This is a genomic window from Chitinimonas arctica (assembly GCF_007431345.1).
Lineage (GTDB): Bacteria > Pseudomonadota > Gammaproteobacteria > Burkholderiales > Chitinimonadaceae > Chitinimonas > Chitinimonas arctica.
Window position 1 is genome coordinate 1,822,926 of sequence record NZ_CP041730.1, and the last position, 14,762, is coordinate 1,837,687.

At 62.3% G+C, this 14,762-nt stretch carries 15 protein-coding genes; 5 read left to right on the forward strand and 10 right to left on the reverse strand.

Annotated elements, in window-relative coordinates; all coding sequences use genetic code 11:
• Positions 1–8 precede the first annotated feature (8 nt).
• The 4 genes from FNU76_RS08135 to FNU76_RS08150 all read left to right on the forward strand — a co-directional run bounded on the left by FNU76_RS08135 (position 9) and on the right by FNU76_RS08150 (position 6,519).
• A complete protein-coding gene (locus tag FNU76_RS08135) occupies positions 9–884 on the forward strand; it encodes a carbohydrate ABC transporter permease (protein WP_144277731.1) in 876 nt (291 codons plus the stop codon).
• Complete coding sequence (nagZ, locus tag FNU76_RS08140) at positions 881–2,386, forward strand: beta-N-acetylhexosaminidase (RefSeq protein WP_144277732.1); 1,506 nt, start codon at positions 881–883, stop codon at positions 2,384–2,386. The genes FNU76_RS08135 and nagZ overlap by 4 nt, the downstream gene beginning before the upstream one ends.
• Before the next feature lie 237 nt (positions 2,387–2,623).
• Positions 2,624–3,721 (forward strand): ABC transporter ATP-binding protein, encoded by a 1,098-nt coding sequence (locus FNU76_RS08145; RefSeq protein WP_144277733.1) that lies wholly within the window; start codon positions 2,624–2,626, stop codon positions 3,719–3,721.
• Positions 3,722–3,813: 92 nt separating this feature from the next.
• Positions 3,814–6,519, forward strand: a complete 2,706-nt coding sequence (locus tag FNU76_RS08150; RefSeq protein ID WP_223879265.1) for a TonB-dependent receptor — start codon at positions 3,814–3,816, stop codon at positions 6,517–6,519.
• 80 nt (positions 6,520–6,599) lie between these two features.
• Here FNU76_RS08150 and FNU76_RS08155 read toward each other — a convergent pair whose 3' ends face one another.
• From FNU76_RS08155 to FNU76_RS08175, 5 genes are all read right to left on the reverse strand, one after another.
• On the reverse strand, positions 6,600–7,430 hold the full coding sequence (locus FNU76_RS08155) for a M48 family metalloprotease (protein ID WP_179958400.1): 831 nt from the start codon (positions 7,428–7,430) through the stop codon (positions 6,600–6,602).
• Positions 7,431–7,440: 10 nt separating this feature from the next.
• A complete protein-coding gene (locus tag FNU76_RS08160) occupies positions 7,441–7,962 on the reverse strand; it encodes an SH3 domain-containing protein (protein WP_144277736.1) in 522 nt (173 codons plus the stop codon).
• A 17-nt stretch (positions 7,963–7,979) separates the two neighbouring features.
• Positions 7,980–9,824, reverse strand: a complete 1,845-nt coding sequence (locus FNU76_RS08165) for a CHASE2 domain-containing protein (protein WP_144277737.1) — start codon at positions 9,822–9,824, stop codon at positions 7,980–7,982.
• Positions 9,825–9,969: 145 nt separating this feature from the next.
• Positions 9,970–10,341: a hypothetical protein gene (locus tag FNU76_RS08170; protein ID WP_144277738.1), complete on the reverse strand. Its 372-nt coding sequence runs from the start codon at positions 10,339–10,341 to the stop codon at positions 9,970–9,972.
• Between the two features lie 35 nt (positions 10,342–10,376).
• Positions 10,377–11,102 carry a YebC/PmpR family DNA-binding transcriptional regulator gene (locus tag FNU76_RS08175; RefSeq protein ID WP_144277739.1) on the reverse strand — a complete coding sequence of 242 codons (726 nt, stop codon included), beginning with the start codon at positions 11,100–11,102 and terminating at the stop codon, positions 10,377–10,379.
• 217 nt (positions 11,103–11,319) lie between these two features.
• On the opposite strand from FNU76_RS08175, the gene FNU76_RS08180 reads away from it, so the two are divergent.
• The gene (locus FNU76_RS08180) at positions 11,320–11,616 is read left to right on the forward strand and encodes a PsiF family protein (protein ID WP_144277740.1); all 297 of its coding nucleotides are present in this window, start codon (positions 11,320–11,322) and stop codon (positions 11,614–11,616) included.
• Between the two features lie 17 nt (positions 11,617–11,633).
• Here the strand turns inward: FNU76_RS08180 and FNU76_RS08185 are convergent, their stop codons facing one another.
• The 5 genes from FNU76_RS08185 to rpsP all read right to left on the reverse strand — a co-directional run bounded on the left by FNU76_RS08185 (position 11,634) and on the right by rpsP (position 14,681).
• On the reverse strand, positions 11,634–12,614 hold the full coding sequence (locus tag FNU76_RS08185; RefSeq protein ID WP_223879266.1) for a site-specific tyrosine recombinase XerD: 981 nt from the start codon (positions 12,612–12,614) through the stop codon (positions 11,634–11,636).
• Between the two features lie 75 nt (positions 12,615–12,689).
• Positions 12,690–13,070, reverse strand: a complete 381-nt coding sequence (gene rplS / locus FNU76_RS08190; protein WP_144277742.1) for a 50S ribosomal protein L19 — start codon at positions 13,068–13,070, stop codon at positions 12,690–12,692.
• A gap of 5 nt (positions 13,071–13,075) precedes the next feature.
• Positions 13,076–13,864 (reverse strand): tRNA (guanosine(37)-N1)-methyltransferase TrmD, encoded by a 789-nt coding sequence (gene trmD, locus FNU76_RS08195; RefSeq protein ID WP_144277743.1) that lies wholly within the window; start codon positions 13,862–13,864, stop codon positions 13,076–13,078.
• 1 nt (position 13,865) lies between these two features.
• Positions 13,866–14,414, reverse strand: coding sequence for a ribosome maturation factor RimM (rimM, locus tag FNU76_RS08200; protein WP_144277744.1), 549 nt, complete (start codon positions 14,412–14,414; stop codon positions 13,866–13,868).
• A gap of 24 nt (positions 14,415–14,438) precedes the next feature.
• Positions 14,439–14,681, reverse strand: coding sequence for a 30S ribosomal protein S16 (gene rpsP / locus FNU76_RS08205; RefSeq protein WP_144277745.1), 243 nt, complete (start codon positions 14,679–14,681; stop codon positions 14,439–14,441).
• Between the last annotated feature and the right edge of the window lie 81 nt (positions 14,682–14,762).

The window sequence follows — 14,762 nt, forward strand, 5'->3', positions numbered from 1 at the left end:
CAACGACCATGTCCCTCGCCCCCAGCAAGCGTCGTCCCACCCTGGCCGGAAGCCGCGTGCTGCGCCGTGCGCGCCGGGCGGCCCGCCATCTGCCCCACTACCTGGCCTTGACCGCGCTGGCGATCCTGACCGTCTACCCCTTCTGGTGGACCCTGGTCACCGCCCTGTCCACCAGCGGCGATGTCTATAGTTTTCCGCCGCGCCTGTGGCCGACCGAGCCGGGCCTGCAGAACTTCGTCGAGGTGTTCCAGACCATCAAGCTGGTGCTGTTCTACAAGAATTCCATCCTGATCTCGGCCGCCTCGGTAGTGGGCACCTTGCTGATCTGCAGCCTGGCGGCCTATCCGCTGGCGACCATGCAGTTCCCGGGCCGCAAGCTGGTATTCGGCGCCATCGTCGCCACCCTGATCCTGCCGGCCGAGATCAATTTCCTGGTCAACTTCATCACCATCGCCAAGCTGCAACTGGCCGACACCCTGGCCGGCGTGGTGCTGCCCGGACTGGCCGGCGCGGTCGGCATCTTCCTGATGAAGCAAGCCTTCGAAGCGGTACCGCGCGATTTGATCGATGCCGCCCGCATCGACGGCGCCAACGAGTGGCAGATTTTCTGGCGGGTCATGTTGCCCCTGACCAAGCCCGCCCTGGGGGCGCTGGCCATCCTGACCCTGGTCAGCGCCTGGAACCAATACATCTGGCCAGCGGTGGTCCTGACCAGCCCGGACAAATTCCCGCTCAGCGTGGGCGTGTCCTACCTGGCCGGCACGTTCGGTTCCAAGACCAGCGTGGTGGCGGCCGGCGCGGTCCTGACCGTGCTGCCCATCCTGATCGTGTTTCTATTTACCCAGCGCTTTTTCCTGCGCGGTTTCGAAGGTGCCGTGAAATGACGCAAGACCTGAACCTGGCCCGACTGGCCGGCCGTGCCCTGATGGTGGATATCGCCGGCGAGGTACTGACGCCGGCGGAAGCCGCCTTTCTGCAAGAACAGCATATCCGCGCCATCTGCCTGTTTCGCCGCAACGTCGCCAGCGCCGACGGCACCCGCCGCCTGGTCGCCGACCTGAAGGCCGCGCTGGGCGACGATCTGCTGATCGGCATCGACCAGGAAGGCGGCGCGGTCATGCGCACGCTATTCCTGCCCGCCGCCCCCTCGGCCATGGCCTTGGGCGCCAGCGGCGACGAGCTGCTGGCCTACCAGGTCGGCGCCGCCATCGCCCGCGGCCTGGCCTCGCTGGGAGTCAACTGGAATTACGCGCCGGTACTGGACCTGAACAACAATCCCCGCAATCCGGTCATCGCCGAGCGCAGCTTCGGCGCCGATCCGCAGCGGGCGGCCAGGCTGGCCGGCGCCTGGATGGCAGGCCATCTGGCCGAAGGCGTGGCCACCTGCGTCAAGCACTTCCCCGGCCATGGCGATACCCATACCGACTCGCACCTGGCGCTGCCCATCGTGGACAAATCACGCTCGGCCATCGAGGAATACGAACTGTCGCCCTTCCATGCGCTGATTCGGCAGACGCCGGGACTGATGAGCGCCCATATCGTCTTTCCCGCCTTCGACGAGGAACGTCCGGCCACCTTGTCCCCCGCCATCCTGCAAACGCTGCTGCGCGACAACTGGGACTACCAGGGCGTCACCATCACCGACGGCATGAATATGAAGGCCATCCGCGAGCGCTGGGGGCAAGCGCGCGGGTCCGTGATGGCACTGGCCGCCGGCGCGGACCTATCGCTGGTGCTGCAATTCCCGGACGAAATGGCCGCCGCCGGCACGGCCTTGCGCGAGGCGGTGGCGACCGGCGAGCTGAGCCAGGCTCGGCTGGCGCAAGCGGACCAGCGCGTCAATGCCATGATCCAGCGCTATCCGGCCGTGCAGCGCGGCTACAGCGCCGAGCAGGAGGCGGCCGACCGAGCCCTGTTCGCCCTGGCCTGGCGCCGCGCGCTGACCCTGGTCGGCACCGCCCCCCGCCCGCCCTTGGGCGGCAGGGTACGTCTGGTGCTGCAGGCCGACGCCCCCTCGGACGGCGTGTCCGAACCCGGCTTGTCCGCCGAGGCGTTGACCAAGCGGCTTGCCCCGCTCTATCAGCTCGATGTGCGCACTTTCCGCCGGCGCGAGGAACTGGAATGGGCCGAATTACCGCAGGACGGCGTATTCACCATCATTGCCACCACCACCCGTGCCCGCTACGACGAAGCCCAGCGCCGACAATGGCGGCCCGACCTGCACCTGGCGCTGTGGAACCCTTACGCCGCCGCCGACCTGGCCTGCCCCGCCCTGGTCAGCTACGGCTTCGTCGAACCGGCCCTCGATGCGGTAGTCGGCTGGCTGAAAGGCGAATGGGAAGCCACGGGTAGCCTGCCCGCGCCGCTGGACGATATCCACAGCTAATCCACCTCCCCATCCCCGGCACAGGGTTGCCGGCGCCGCAGGCGTCTTCGCAACCCTTGCCCGGCGCCGGCTCCCCGCGCCTCGCGCCATCTTCCCTACGACGCAAATGCAACACTTACAGACAAGCGCGCTAAAGGCGTTGACAGTGTTGTTACAGTGGTATTGAATCGGTATTGTATTTAATTGGTATTAAAGCGGTGTCAATTAGTATTTACCACTTCAATGGACTGCTAGGCCATGGCCGAATTGAGATTGCATAAGCTGCAAAAGACATACGAGGACGGCCCCACCGTCATCCATGGTATCGACCTAGCGATACGCGACGGTGAATTCATGGTCTTTGTCGGCCCGTCCGGCTGCGGCAAGACCACCACCCTGCGCATGATCGCCGGCCTGGAAGATATCAGCGGCGGCGAACTCCATATCGGCGACCGGATGGTCAACGACCTGCCCGCCGCCAAGCGCGGCGTAGCCATGGTGTTCCAAAGCTACGCGCTCTATCCCCATATGACGGTGCGCGAGAATATGGGCTTCGGCCTGAAACTGGCAAAGCGGCCACGGCGTGAAATCGACGAGACGGTAGCCCGTGCTGCCGATATCCTGCAGATCACCCACCTGCTCGACCGCAAGCCCAAGGCCTTGTCGGGTGGCCAGCGCCAGCGTGTCGCCATCGGCCGCGCCATCGTCCGCAAGCCGGACGTCTTCCTGTTCGACGAACCGCTCTCCAACCTGGACGCCTCGCTCCGGGTGCAGATGCGCATCGAACTGGCCAAGCTGCATGCCGAACTGGCCACCACCATGATCTATGTCACCCATGACCAGGTCGAGGCCATGACCCTGGGCGACCGGATCGCCGTCTTCAACGCCGGCCGCATCGAACAGGTCGGCACCCCGCTGGAACTTTACCAGCGGCCGGCCAACCAGTTCGTGGCGGGATTCCTGGGCTCACCGCGCATGAACTTCCTGCCCGGCCATTTCGGCAGCGGCCACGAAAGTGGTAGCGATATTATTTTATCAGGCAATACCAGTATTACTCTGCCAGGCAAATGCGCGCTCAGCGCTGGTAATAGCCTGACCTTGGGAATTCGTCCCGAACATATCCATTGGCAGGCGCAAGCCCAACCCAACAGCATCCCGGTCGAGGTCGATCTGATCGAGCACCTGGGTGGCGAGCAAATCGTCCACAGCCGCGTCGTGGGGGCCGATCACCGGATCGCTTTCTCGCTGGCGGGGCAGGAAGCCGCCCCCACGCGTGGATCGCAAGTCTGGCTACGGCCGCAATGGGACGCCTGCCATCTATTCAATGCCGACGGCCAGGCCCTGGTCACCCATTGATTTCGACCCTGATTTTCGCGGCAGCGTTTCTTGGCCGCTGTAGCCGTGCGGCTACCCATGAGTGGTACCTACCAAAACTAAAGGAGAGCGGCATGTTTAACAAAGGGGTACGCGGGATGAAGCATCAACCAAGGCCGATTGCAGCGGCCGTGGCACTGGCCATGCTCGGTGCCGGGCTGCCGGCATGGGCCGAGGAAGCTGCGACCGGCGCACCGGCGACCGTCAAGGAAGAGGCCGTCGTCGTCACCGGCATTCGTGCCTCCAAGTTCAAATCCCTCACCGCCAAGAAGAATGCCGATTCGCTGGTCGAGGTGATCAGCGCGGAAGATATCGGCAAGATGCCGGACAAGAACGTGGCCGATTCGCTGCAACGCGTACCGGGCGTCAATACCATTACCGCCAGCGGCACCGAAGGCGGCTTCGGCGAGAACGACCGGGTCAGCATGCGCGGCACGCCGCCCAGCCTGACCGCCACCACCATCAACGGCCATGCCGTCGGCACCGGCGATTGGTACGTGCTGAACCAGTCCGCCTCGGGCCGCAGCGTCAGCTACTCGCTATTGCCGTCGGAACTGGTCGATACCGTGGTGATCAGCAAGAGCGCCCGCGCCGACCTGGTGGAAGGCGGCGTGGCCGGCTCGGTCGATATCCAGACCCGCCATCCGCTGGATGCCAAAAAGCCGCTATCGGCCTCCGGTTCGGTGGAATATGTCTACTCGGACCTGTCCGCCAAGTGGGACCCGCAGCTGAGCGGCCAGGTCAACTGGAAGAACGACGCAGGCAATTTCGGTGTGCTGTTGCAAGCCTTCAGCGAAAAGCGCCAGACGCGCCGCGACGGCCAGGAGTTCCTCTGGTGGGACACCATAGACAATCTATGGGGCAAGAATAAGGAGGTATTGGCCGCCCATCCCGACCTGAAGGGCAAGTATGTCAGCCTGCTGACCGGTTCGGCCTACTTCGAACAGGAACGCAAACGCGACGGCGGCCTGATCGCCGTGCAATTCAAGCCCAGCAGCGATATCAATCTAGAACTGACCGGTTTCAGCTCCAAGCTCAAGGCCTCCAACTACAACCGCAATGCCATGCAATGGGCCGTATCACCGTTGACCCACGGTGTATCGCCGTCCAAATACACCATCAGCGGTGGCACCGTCACCTCGCTGGAATTCCCCAGCACCTGCCCGGCCGCCTTGAATGGCGACTGCGGCGGCTCGCTGGTCACCGACCAGATCGCCCGTCCCGGCGCCAGCGCCAAATCGCAATTCATCAATCTGGCCGGCAAATTCAAGGCCTCGGACCGGCTGACCCTGAGCGGCAAGCTGGGCAGCACCAAGGGCGAAGGCAGCACCCCGCGCGATATCGGCTTTGAGGTGGGTAGCGGCTATACCGGCGGCAGCTATAACTTGCATGGCATCGACAACCCGGCCGACGTGGTCATTCCCGGCGCCGACAAGTACGCACCCAATGCGGACGGGATAGGCGGCTGGGGCAGCAGCACCTTGTCGGTCGATAAGGAACGGTACGCCCAGGCGGATGGCGACTATCACCTGGGGCTGGGCGCTTTGGAGTCGGTCAAGTTCGGCGTGCGTTTTTCCAAGCATGAGCGTCAGCTGGAATCGTTCAAGCTGAAGACGCTCGATGCAGGCAAATTCGTCAATGTCGGCCCCACCAGCCTCTATCCCGGCGACTTCGGCTCACATCTGGGCGGCTCGGTGCTGAAGAACGTCTGGCAACTGCCCATGTCGGCCGTGGTGGATTGGAGCAACAAGTACCAGGTGCTGGATGGACGTAATCTGGACACGGAGTTCCGCATCGAGGAACCGGTGACCGCGGCCTATGCCATGGCCACCCTGGGCACCGACAACTTGCGTGGCAATATCGGCGTGCGGGTGGTGCATACCAAGGAAGATGTGCACAACAACCGCAAGGATAAGAACGGCGTGTACCAGGACGTGCTGACGTCGAACAGCTATACCGACATCCTCCCCAGCGCCAATCTGAAGCTCGAGCTGAGCCCCAGCCTGATCGCCCGGATGGCCCTGTCGAAGACCATGTCGCGTCCCGACTTTGGCGCACTGGGCAGCTTGACCCTGAACGACCTGGTCTTGTCCGGCAGCGGCGGCAACCCCAATCTCAAGCCGGTTCGCGCCACCAACTTCGACATCGGCGCCGAGTGGTACTACGCCCCCAAGTCCCTGCTCTCGGTCGGCCTCTATCATATGGACTTGTCGTCCTATGTGTCTTACGGCACCTATAAGCAGACCTTCTTCAACCAGACGCAAGGCAGGGATACCGAGTACACCCTGACCGCCGCCCAGAACACCACCGGCCGGGTACAGGGCTTCGAAGTCGCGCTGGAACAACCGCTGGCTTATGGCTTTGGCTTCAATACCAACTACACCTACGCCAACGGCAAGGAAACAAGCGCCTACTGCCAAAACCTGCAGAACGGCGGCGAAAGCCATGCCTGCGACCTGGTGGGCACCGCCAAGCATTCCTACAATCTGGGCGCCTACTACGAGAAGAACGGTTTCAGCGCCAGGCTGGCCTACAACTACCGCTCGGCCTTCCTCAATGGCGTCGACCGTAAAAGCGCCATCTACCAGGACGCCGTCGGTACTTTGATGGGTTCGCTCAGCTACACCGTATCGGACAATCTGACGCTGACCCTGGATGCCAAGGACCTCAACAACCCGGTATTGAAATCCTATGTGTATGACAAGACCGGGGCGAAGCAGCCACGTTCCTTCTACACCAACGGCCGCCAGTACTACCTCGGCCTGCGGATGAAATACTAGTCCCCTCCTGGCGGCGGGCTTTCGCTCGCCGCTTGGGGCCGGCGGCGCGTTTCATTGCGTCGCCGGCTTTCGGTTGTCCTTCAGCGCTTCATCCTGGCAAAGCGCGGCACATCATCCACGGTCTTCTCCAGGCCATCCAGCCGCTCACCCATGGCACTCCCCAAGCGATCGAGCCGGTCGTTCGGCGCCGGATGGGTCTTGAACATCAGCGCGAAAGCGCCATCCGACGGCGCTTCGGCCAGTGTCTGCAATACCCCGACCAGGCCATAAGGGTTGTAGCCGCCACGGGCAGCGATCACCACGCCCATGCGGTCCGCCTCGAACTCGTCATCCTTGTCCAGACCGCGCAGAAACAGTTCCTTGCCGCCGCTGACCACCTTGGCCAATACATCGGCCCTGGGTTTGCCGCTGTTTTCGGCATACTGACTGGCGATATCGCTGAAGACGGCGCTGCCCATGCTTTTCTGAATCGCCTTGAGCTGATGTTTTTGCAGCACATGGGATATCTCGTGCGCCAGCACACCGGCCAGTTCCGCCTCGCTGCGCAGGCGCTGGAACAAGCCACGGGTAATCAGGATATGCCCACCGGGGGTAGCAAAGGCATTGACATTGGGATGTTCGATCACGCCAAACTTCCATGGCAGGCCGGGCCGCTCGGTTTGTTGCGCCAGCCACATGCCGACCCGGTTGACGTAACGCTGCAGCTCGGCATCGTCCACCAGCGGCGAGGCACCCAGCAGGGTCGCGGCCAGCTCGCCGCCCATCTGGATCTCTTCCGGCTCGCCGATATCGCGTTTGGCATCGGCGGCCTTCTTGACAGTCTCCAGGCCCTTGATCAGCTTACCGAAATCGAAGGCCTGGCCAGGCAAGGCAAAACAGGCCAGCAATAGCGGCAACAATAATTTACGCATGGCCATCCCCTCAGCGATTTTCGTCGTTGGCCTGCGCCGTGGACGGCTTGGGCAGATAGTCGAGGCGCTCGTTGGCCAGCTTGCCCGCCTTGGCAAAACGGCCCGCTTCGTCGGCACTGGCGGCATAGCCACCCAGTTTGGCCAACTGCTCCATATTGGGCTGCGCATTGCGCAGATCCTCTTCCGACAGGCCTTTGACGCCGGTGGTCACGGTGGTGCCGGAACTGCCTGTCTTGAACAGATTGACCGCCGACAGGAACCCGCCTCCCGCACTCCCCGCCTTGGTGGCGCCGCCGGTACGGACATTCAGCATCTTGACCCAACCCTGCTGTCCGCCCGATTTCACCTGCATCCAGGCGCCCTGCCGCAGCACGATCTCCAGCGGCGCCTGGCTGGCCAGATCGGCCACCTTTGCCGCATCGATAAACGGCTTCTGCTTCAGTTCCGCCGCCCGCATCAGGGTGCCGGTTTCGGCGGCATGGGCCGCCGTGGCGAACAGCAGCAACAACAGTGCTGGTTTCCATGGTTTCATCGTTGTGACTCCCTTTATTATTCCCGGAGACTGGGCTCGAACAGGCGCACATCCTGCTCGCGGCCCTTGACGTGGTGCAAACCGCAATCGCGGTAGTCAAAGACCGGGCCGGCCGCCTGCATGGTGGACTCGGCCACCAACACGCGCGCCACGCCCTTGGTCTGCCCTTCGATCCGGCTGGCCAGATTCACCGTATCACCTATCGCAGTGTAGTCCAGCCGGTCTTGCGAACCGATAAAGCCGACAACCGCGAGCCCGCTATTGAGACCGATGCCGATCTCGAAGTCATGGCCGAGGTCCGTCAGCTCCGCCTTGAAGCGAACCAGCGCCTGCGACATCTCCATGGCGGCCAGAATCGCATGGCGGGCATGGTCGGGGTCATTCACCGGCGCGCCCCAGAAGGCCATGATGGCATCGCCGATAAATTTATCCAGCGTCCCCCCGTGGCGAAATATGATTTCGACCTGCGTGGAGAAATAACGATTCAGCAGCGAGACGATGGCTTCCGGCGAACGGGTCTCCGACAAGGTCGTAAAACCGCGAATATCGGAAAACAGTACGGTGATCTGTCGGCTTTCCGCATTCGCACCGGTGTCGATCTCACCACGGGCAAGCAGATCGCCCACCACCCTGGGATCGAGAAAACGTCCGAACATGCCGATAGCCTGCTCGCGCCGCTGCCGCTCCTGCAAATACGCCAGCAGCGCGCACAGCCAGTAGAAAAGCCAACCGAACAGCAAAGGCGTAAAGGCCGGCAGCCATACCCCGCGTCCCAGCTGCCACCAAGCCAGGCTGACCACCGCCAGATTCAGCCCCAGCAAGCCATAGGCGATCCGGGTAGGACTGATCCCGCGCGCGAATACATAGGCGATGCCCGCCAGCAACAAGACGGCGAAAGGCAGGGCGGCGGGCCGCGGCACCTCACGCAGCCAATCGCCCGCCCGCAGATTGTCGATGGCCGTGGCCAGGATATCGACGCCCGGGTAGGTACTCCCCAGGGAGGTCACCCGCAGATCCTGCAAACCTGGCGCCGCCGTTCCCACCACGACGATCTTGTCGCGGAATTCGTCAGCGGCACGCAGCGGCTTCTCCCGCTGGGCATCGGCATAGACATCGGCATAAGGCACGTGCCGCCAGGCGCTACGCCAGTTCAGCAGGATGCGGTCTCCCGCCGGTATCGGCCAGCCATTGTCCTTGGCCAGGCGGGCCGGCATGGAGGGGAAGCGCCAATGCTGGCGCTCACGGTATAGATAGTAGTGGCGGGCGACCCGGTCGCTATCTTCGGAGAAATTGATCAGCCCGCCGCGCATCGCTTCCGGATGGCCGTGCTGGGCCATGACCAGGGGCAGCAGAAGCGGGATATGGCTACGCGGGTCGGCACCAGGGGTAGGCTGCATACCCACCGCGGCGGGCATATCCGCCACGGCGGCGCCCAAGCCGCTATCGCTCAGCGCCATCGAGAGATAGACATTGGTCTGGGCGGCCACAGCATCGACAAAGGCCTGGTCGTGCTCGGGACGGAAAATATCGGGTTCGTTGAAATGGAAATCGAATACCACCGCCCGTGGCTGCTGCCGCGCCAGGTAGCCGACCAGCTCGCCATGTACCGAACGGGGCCAGGGCCAGCTGCCCGCCTGCCCGTTCATTTCCTCCAGCGAGCGCTGGTCGATATCGATCACCACCACCTCGCTGGACGGCGGCCTGCTCAGCGCATGCTGCCGCACCAGGATATCCATGCCGCGCTGGTCGACGATTTGCCCGGCGTCGAGCACGCCATAATCCAGCGACGCCAACAGGGCGAACACGGCGAACCAGTGCCACCAGGAAAAGCGGCGCAACAGCTTGCGAAGGACGGGCATCATGGGTGGGCGACGTCGAGCCAAGGACCGGGCCGAAGCTGGAACCGCCTGGATGGCGAGCCCAGGACCCTTGCTTGCGTTGTAGCAGCCGGGAACACCGGGCGCCAGCTCAGCCTGGACATGGGGTTCCCTGCCAAGCCAGCGGCCCCTAGCGGGGCGCGCCCATTATGGTATCGGCGGCGCGATGCTGCCGCAGCAGCTGGAGCATGATGGCATCGCGCTGGTCGGTTTCCGCCCGGGCGAATCGGCGGAAGCTTTCGCTCGGCAGCCGGCGATATTGGCGCCGGTCGCGGGCGGGATAGACCTGCCGCCAACGCACGAACACCAACCAGGACCAGAGGTCTTCCGCTACCGGCTCGCTGATCTTCATGATCAAGTCGCGATAGGCAATATAGTCGCCGATATTGGGGCGAGGCCCCGGCTCGGGCAGCTGGCGCTTGACCCGCTTGCCCAGCATGCCGCGCAGCTGGTCAACCCAGCGGCGCGTGCCTCGATGGCGATAATTAGGCGTGTGATACATAGGTGCCTTTCCGGGCGTACCGCCGTGCTGCTGATTTATTCATCCATGATGGCAGTGGTATAGACCTCTTGCACATCATCCAGGCTCTCCAGCGCATCGATCAGCTTCTGCATCTTCAACGCATCATCCCCCTCCAGCGGGGTTTCGGCCTGCGCCTTCATGGTCGCCTCGCCCATCTCGGCCTTGAAACCGGCGGCTTCCAGCGTTTCCTTGATGGTCACGAAGTCGTAGGGAGGGGTAATCACTTCGATCGAACCATCCTCGTTGCTCACCACATCGTCCGCGCCCGCTTCCAGCGCGGCTTCCATCAATGCGTCCTCATTGGTGCCGGGCGCGAAGATCAGATAGCCGCAATGCTTGAACTGGAAGGATACGCAGCCGTCGGTACCCATATTGCCGCCGTACTTGCTAAAGGCATGCCGTACATCAGCCACGGTGCGGGTCTTGTTGTCGGTCAGGCAATCCACCATCACCGCAGCGCCACCAATGCCATATCCTTCATAGCGGGTTTCCAGGTAATCCACCCCTTCCAGATTACCGGCGCCCCGATCGATAGCACGCTGGATATTATCCTTGGGCATATTGGCGCCAAGCGCCTTGTCCACGGCCAGGCGCAGGCGCGGATTGGTCGCCGGATCGGGATCGCCCATTTTAGCGGCAACGGTGATTTCCTTGATCAGACGGGTAAAAAGCTGCCCCCGCTTCGCGTCTTGACGACCCTTGCGGTGTTGAATATTTGCCCACTTGGAATGGCCTGCCATGATTTAAACCTCACGTATCAGGAAATACTGAATAAACCCGAAATGACGCCGGCGCGAAGATAGGCCGCTTTAGCGCGCATTGATGATTTTTTGCAGCAGTCCCTGGCAATTCATCGGAAGTCGACGATTTTAGCACAGCGTCCGCGCGGGCTGATTTGCCGCAATTCAAACGCTCTTCTACACTGCAACTCCCCTTATCCTTACACCGGAGTTCGCCATGAAACATCTTACGCTTCTCGCCTTCGCGCTTTGCACCCTCGGAATGGCGCATGCGGCCGACGAGCCCAACAAGCAGCAGAGCAAGATGGGTCAGTGCAACAAGGATGCCGGCGACAAGAAAGGCGACGAGCGCAAAAAATTCATGAGCGAATGCCTGAAGACCAAGGTGGTCACCCAGCAAAGCAAAATGAAAACCTGCAACCAGGAAGCCACCGGCAAGAAGGGCGACGAGCGCAAGAAATTCATGAGCGAATGCTTGAAAAAGCCGGCCGAGGCAGCGGAAAAGACTTCCTGAGCCGCCCTCTTCACGAATCAGCGTGAGCCGCCGCGCGGATGATGCGCGGCATGCAGGCTGGCCAGCCTCGCCTTGGCGACATGGGTATAGATTTGCGTGGTGGTGATATCGGCGTGGCCCAGCAGCAATTGCACCACCCGCAAATCGGCGCCGTGATTGACCAGATGGGTGGCGAAGGCATGGCGCAAGACATGCGGGCTCAAGCGGGAAGCAGGGATATCCGCGCCGAGGGCATGCTGTTTGACGATGTACCAAAAGCCTTGCCGGGTCATCGGCTCGCCGTGGGCATTGAGGAAGGCGATGGGATGGGCTCGCCCGCCAAGCAACTCGGGCCTGGCCTGCGCCAGATAGAGGCGAAACGCCTGCTGTGCCGGCTGGCCCATGGGAACCAGGCGGGTCTTGTTGCCCTTGCCCTGCTCGATCCGGATCGAACCCTCATTCAAGTTCACGGCGGCCAAGGACAGCGCCACCAATTCGGACACCCGTAGGCCGCTCGCATACATCAACTCCAGCATGGCACGGTCGCGCACGCCTAGCGGCGTATCCGGCCTGGGCGCCGCCAGGATGGCCTCCACTTCGCGCTCGGACAGCGTCTTGGGCAGCGGTCGCGTCAGTCGCGGCCCTTCCAGCTCGGCGGTCGGATCCAATGCCAGCTGTTCCAGCTCCAGCCAATAGCGGTAATAGCGACGTAAAGCCGACAGCAAGCGCGCGCGCGAAGCGGGATTCTTACCTCTCGCCATCGTCGCCAGCTTGCGCTTGTCCGGCTCGGACAGGGATTTGCAGGCCTCATGGTTGGCCGCCATGGTGGCAAGAAAATCCCGCAAGTGCTCAGCTGTCGCGGTGAAGCTGTCCCGCTCGCACGCCGCCAGCCAGCCCGCCCATTGCAACAGGTCACGCCGGTAATTGCTGGCAGTATGTTGGGACCAGCCGTCGGACAGCCAGGTAGCATCCAGAAACGTATCGATACGCCCCAGATCCGCGGGAGAAGGGTGAGACATCATCGCTCCAGCCGAACATGAAAAAACGCGAGCATCTTGCGATACTCGCGTTTTCCAGGACAAGCGCTAAACCGCTTACTTCGCGGCAGCCACGACCTTGCGGGCCGGCAGCTTTTCCTTGATACGTGCGGACTTGCCCGAACGATCGCGCAGATAGTAAAGCTTGGCACGGCGAACATCGCCGCGACGCTTCACTTCGATAGCGGCAACCAGTGGCGAGTAAGTCTGGAAGGTACGCTCGACGCCTTCGCCCGAAGAAATCTTGCGGACGATAAAGGCGCTGTTCAGACCGCGGTTACGCTTGGCGATAACGACGCCTTCGTAAGCCTGCAGACGTTCGCGGGTGCCTTCCTTGACCTTCACTTGCACGATGACGGTGTCACCGGGAGCGAAATCGGGGATGGTCTTGCCCAGACGGGCGATTTCTTCTTGTTCCAGGATCTGGATCAGATTCATTTGCACTACTCCGTGTGCGAAGCTTGTTCCTTCTCATCGCGGCCAGCCCGATATTCGGCCTGGAACTCGCGGAGAAGCCGAGCTTCCTCTTTTGTCAGCTGGCGCTTTTCCAGCAGCTCGGGCCGACGCAACCACGTCCGCCCCAGCGACTGCTTCAATCGCCAGCACCTGATCGCCGCATGGTTGCCGGACAGCAAAACCGCCGGTACGTCCATGCCACGATATACCTCGGGACGGGTGTAATGCGGGCAATCGAGCAACCCGTCCACAAAACTGTCTTCCTGTGCCGAGGCGATGTCATTCAACACGCCCGGCAATTGCCGCACCAAGGAATCGATCAACACCATGGCCGGCAACTCGCCGCCCGAAAGCACGTAATCGCCGATGGAGATTTCTTCATCCACCTGTCGCGCGATCACCCGCTCGTCGACCCCTTCGTACCGGCCCGCCAGTACGATCAGGCCAGGCTCGGCCAATAGGCGCATCACCACCTCGTGCTGCAGCGGCGCGCCCTGCGGCGACATATAGACCAAGCGCGGCCGCGCCACGCCGGCAGCCATCTGCGCTGCCCTGGCTGCCTCGATGGCCGATTCCAGCGGCTCCGGCAACATCACCATGCCGGGACCGCCGCCATAGGGGCGGTCGTCCACGCGGCGATAGTTACCGGTGCTGTAGTCGCGCGGATTCCAGCAGTGCAGATCAAAAATGGCTTGATCGCGTGCCCGCTGGGTTACGCCATGTTGCGCGATAGCGTCGAACATGGCGGGAAAAATCGTGATGACGTCGAACCGCACGTCAGTAGTCCAGGCCCCAATCGACCTTGATCACCCGGGCCGTTTGATCGATATCGAGCACAACCGGCCCGATAAACGGAATCAAACGCTCGGTCTTGCCATCCTTCACCACCAGCACATCGTTCGCGCCGGTACTGAGGAGTTCATCCACCGCGCCCAGCGACTCTCCCTGCAGATTGACCACCGCCAGGCCGATCAGATCGGCCCAGTAGTATTCACCTTCTTCCGCCGGAGGCATCTCGGAGCGAGGCACAGCGACCGTCATACCCTTGAGTGCAAAGGCAATATCACGATCAGCCACACCCGTCAGCTTGGCCGACAGGCTTTTAGGTTGGCTATTGCCCTCTTCAACCTGGTAGGCGCGCCAATTACCGTCGCGGCCCAACCACCAGGTCTTGTAGTCGAACAGGCTATCGGCGTACTGGGTGTCGGCAACAACCTTGACCCAGCCACGTATGCCGAAGGCGCCCGCGACAAATCCCATCGGCACCAGGTCGGCCGGTACACCGGCCTGCGGCGCAACGATGGGTTGCTGGCTTAGCGGCGTCATAGCAGCGCTAGCGACTTTCGGCACTTAAGCCGGCAGACGCTTGACGAGTTTCTTGACGCTGTCGGCCATTTGGGCGCCATTGGCGATCCAGTGGTTCAGACGGTCGGCGGCGATGCGCGTACCTTCTTCACCTTCCTTGGCGCCTGGGTTATGGAAGCCGAGACGTTCGATAAAGCGGCCGTCGCGGCGGCAGCGCTTGTCGGCCACGACCACATTGAAGAACGGACGATCCTTGGCGCCACCACGGGCAAGACGAATCACAACCATTGTTTGTTCCTAAATCGGTTAGGCGGAAAAAGGCGCGGATTTTACATCCGACACCATGAAACTAGCAAGAACATCTTGCAA